This window comes from Bartonella sp. CL70QHWL (assembly GCF_042194855.1).
Classification (GTDB): Bacteria; Pseudomonadota; Alphaproteobacteria; order Rhizobiales; family Rhizobiaceae; genus Bartonella.
Map to the genome: position 1 here is coordinate 1 of NZ_JBHINJ010000056.1, position 3,207 is coordinate 3,207.

Sequence of the window (3,207 nt, forward strand, 5' to 3'; positions counted from 1 at the left end):
AAAATTAGCCGGTCCATTTTGGGGATGTTATCTTAGAATAGAGCATTCTTAAATATTACAGCTTTTGACTCAAAATTAAGTAAAAACCGATACCTTATGATGTTACAATGGTTTTAAATTTTACTTGCTTATCTTGTCTAAATAGCTGCCCCCAAATTTGGAAAGAGCTCTTTTGGTTTCGTATTTTTAAACTATAACTTTTAAAACGTTTTTAGTACCAAATCTAAAGTAGATAGTTATTCTACTGCCATGGCATTATTTGCTTCCATTTTTTTGTGGAAGCGAATAGTTCCATTCTTAAAGACTAGCCTGCAATCTATTCATTAAAAGGCTTTTCATTTCATAAGATATAGCGTTTTGAATTTCATATCTGTTGTGATGATAGGATCTGTATAATGCCTGCCTATCGTTTTCTAAATTTTTAGAAAGCGTTTTAAATATGATTTTGTCTTTAAATCTTTTTATGCAATTTTATAAATTAAACTTATAAGCTTATAATAGTTTCGCTAAAAATTTAGCGAAATTAAAAAAGTTTATATTACTAACTTCAATGCGATTTTTAAGTGATAAAAACGTATCATAAAATTTATAAACTGTTATGAATGATAACAGCTTTTCATTTCATTTGAATACACACATGCGTTATAATCTTTACATCATGATTTGCTTTTTATGGTCTATTCATACATGGCAATCTTATATAAAAAATGATCAAATGAATCATGCATAAAAGTGTGGATTCTTAAGTGGATTCATATAAAATAATTTCACACAACCTATTGACTTTATTGTATTTTTTAGTATTATATCTTGAATAACCGACACTAAGTGCGAAAGTGTTCTCTTATGACGATAAACATCTCGCTTTACTGGTATCGGTCCTCCAGTCTTAACCCGAATATAATGACGTGTCATCAAAATACCTCTCAGTGATTAGTCACGAATTCAACGACTATACTTGCTTGCCCAGCTTGTACTGTCTTATCAGCTTTAGCATAGAGAGTAAGTTCTTCATCATAAGGGATAAACTCCTTCTGATTGGTGGGCTTAACCTCTTTTACTGCCTGTTGTTTGATTTCTGCTTCACCAAACTCATTGCCGCCAGCAGTGCACCCTATTTTTACCTTCGTGTCCGAAAATGCTGTCTTGACATACACTTTAATCGAAGTGATCAAAGCACCACGAGGTAGCGTGCCTATTCTCATAGCGTTTTCTTTATCTTCATAGCTAAAATTAAGCCGCAAAAAGCTTACCTGCTGGGTATGAAGATTTCTCCCTTGCAAGGGCTGTGGTAAATAATCTGCCATGTCTTATCCCTTCAATGATTTGTTACGAATTGCACAACCACAATACATTCACCAGCATCAGTGGTTTTGTCTCGTGTTGCATAAAGGGTCATCTCCTTATCATCTGCAACAAAAGACTTTTGATCTGTTGGCGTAAAATCTTGCGTGCCTTGGGCTTTGATGTCTTTTTCACTGAACTCATTGCCGCCATAGGTGCTGCCTATCTTTAATTTTGTCTCAGAAAACGCGGTCTTGACAAAAGCCTTCATCGAAGTGATCAAAGCGCCACGAGGCAAAATTCCGATTTTTTCCGTAAGATGCTTATCTTTATGCGAAATATTCAAACGTAAGAAACTTACCTGTTGGGTATGAAGAGTTCTTCCCTGCAATGGAGGTGGTAATTGATCTGCCATGTCTTGCTTCCTCCCTATGATTAATTATCAGGTTCACCACTGTAGGTGGGGATAACAATCGTTCCAAAATCTTGCGCTGCTTGAGAGCTATTTGGAAATTTGAAACGGGTTTTCTTCATTCCAATCAGTGTTTTTGCAGACAAACCATAGTAACGTTGATAGTCGAAATGCTCTTCCACCAATTTATAGCGATTGACATTGCGATTATTTCCAAAAGCCATAACGATACTTTGTGCTCCAAGAAAAACAGCACGACGCACACTTTTTTTCGCTGTATGATCGGTAGATTTAACCCCATGGGTGACATGTTCAGATTCACGTAAAATCACACCATTATACATGCCTAAAGAACCATCAAAGATTGGGTTTTGCGCACGAGAGCCTGTGTAAGCAGCTTTCTGAATATCAAGCCACTGACCAGTCTCTGTATTGGTACGCAATTGCATCACTTGTGTTGGATGCAAATAGAGAACATAAACACTCTCCCCATTCACACGTACTGGTCGAATTTTGGGATTAGCAAGTTTCGCCATTTTTACAGCTTCGTCAATAAGCTTCAAACTAAAGCTGTGTTTTGGCGCTTCACTTAGCTCTTCATCCTTGGTTTTACCATCTGGACGGATAATTCGCTTACTACTTGGTGCCAGAGGTTCATTAAATCCATAATGCACATTCTCGATATCTATCATCCGATCTTCAAAAGAGATTGTCCTTGCTGTATATCCGCAAGCTTGAATGAAAAACATCAAGCTTAAGCGATCTGCATACCAATCAACTAAGCCATCTTTTGCTTCGTCACGCAAATCAAACGTTGTACGTTGTTGCGCTATACTACCTTCATTTTCTACACGAACTGCATGCGAAAGCTCGTCAATATATAGTCTGTCATGAAGGAATTGTAATGCCTCTTCATTCCCCTCAAGCGTCTGTCCTGAGGTAACACCCCGTCCCAAAAGCTGTGTACGTAAGCTAAATGTAACACAATCCCCTCTGCCCTTCTGTGTTTCAGTTTTAAGTTGAATAATGCTGTTTGAACCCCTGCCTATAAGAGGGGCAATAGGTATCGCCTTTGAAACTTCTGTATTTAATAATTTTGACCACGTGCTTATCGCATGAGGATCATCTGCTCTAACTGTTGTTAATGCCATTGATTTTACCTTTCTTTGCTGTAAAAAAAAACCGGCTTAAAAGCCGGACCATAACCCTGCATAAAACAGGCTAATTTCTATAAAAATGCACTCTTAATACCCGTTACCAGCACCATGCAATTGCCGAAAAATTGCTTTATTTTTCGGATTTGATATCCAAGCGTCAAATTCTTCTTCTGACATCCTATCAATGCTTGCTAAAGTGATTGGTCCAACACTGCCCCCTCCTCCAGATGCTGTTAAGGTTCTCGCAGAATTCTGCCGGCTTTGAAGCGCAGCAACTTGATTATTCGCTTGAACCCCTTGGTTCTGATAGCCAAGATTTTGCGCTATTCTATAAATCTCTTCTGCCGGATTGAG

Annotated in this window: 3 protein-coding genes and 1 pseudogene; all 4 read right to left on the bottom strand. The window is 37.7% G+C overall.

Features of this window, described 5'->3' with window-relative positions; translation table 11 throughout:
• Positions 1-926 precede the first annotated feature (926 nt).
• The gene (locus ACFIJZ_RS09430; protein WP_375631879.1) at positions 927-1,307 is read right to left on the bottom strand and encodes a hypothetical protein; all 381 of its coding nucleotides are present in this window, start codon (positions 1,305-1,307) and stop codon (positions 927-929) included.
• Between the two features lie 11 nt (positions 1,308-1,318).
• Positions 1,319-1,699, bottom strand: a complete 381-nt coding sequence (locus tag ACFIJZ_RS09435) for a hypothetical protein (RefSeq protein ID WP_375627043.1) — start codon at positions 1,697-1,699, stop codon at positions 1,319-1,321.
• A gap of 20 nt (positions 1,700-1,719) precedes the next feature.
• Complete coding sequence (locus tag ACFIJZ_RS09440) at positions 1,720-2,847, bottom strand: N4-gp56 family major capsid protein (RefSeq protein ID WP_015856180.1); 1,128 nt, start codon at positions 2,845-2,847, stop codon at positions 1,720-1,722.
• A 93-nt stretch (positions 2,848-2,940) separates the two neighbouring features.
• A pseudogene (locus ACFIJZ_RS09445) lies at positions 2,941-3,207 on the bottom strand (hypothetical protein); the annotation flags it as partial.

Coding starts and splice junctions, on each gene's coding strand:
- ACFIJZ_RS09430 (WP_375631879.1), bottom strand. CDS start 1,307: ATGGCAGATTATTTACCACAGCCCTTGCAAGGGAGAAATCTTCATACC.
- ACFIJZ_RS09435 (WP_375627043.1), bottom strand. CDS start 1,699: ATGGCAGATCAATTACCACCTCCATTGCAGGGAAGAACTCTTCATACC.
- ACFIJZ_RS09440 (WP_015856180.1), bottom strand. CDS start 2,847: ATGGCATTAACAACAGTTAGAGCAGATGATCCTCATGCGATAAGCACG.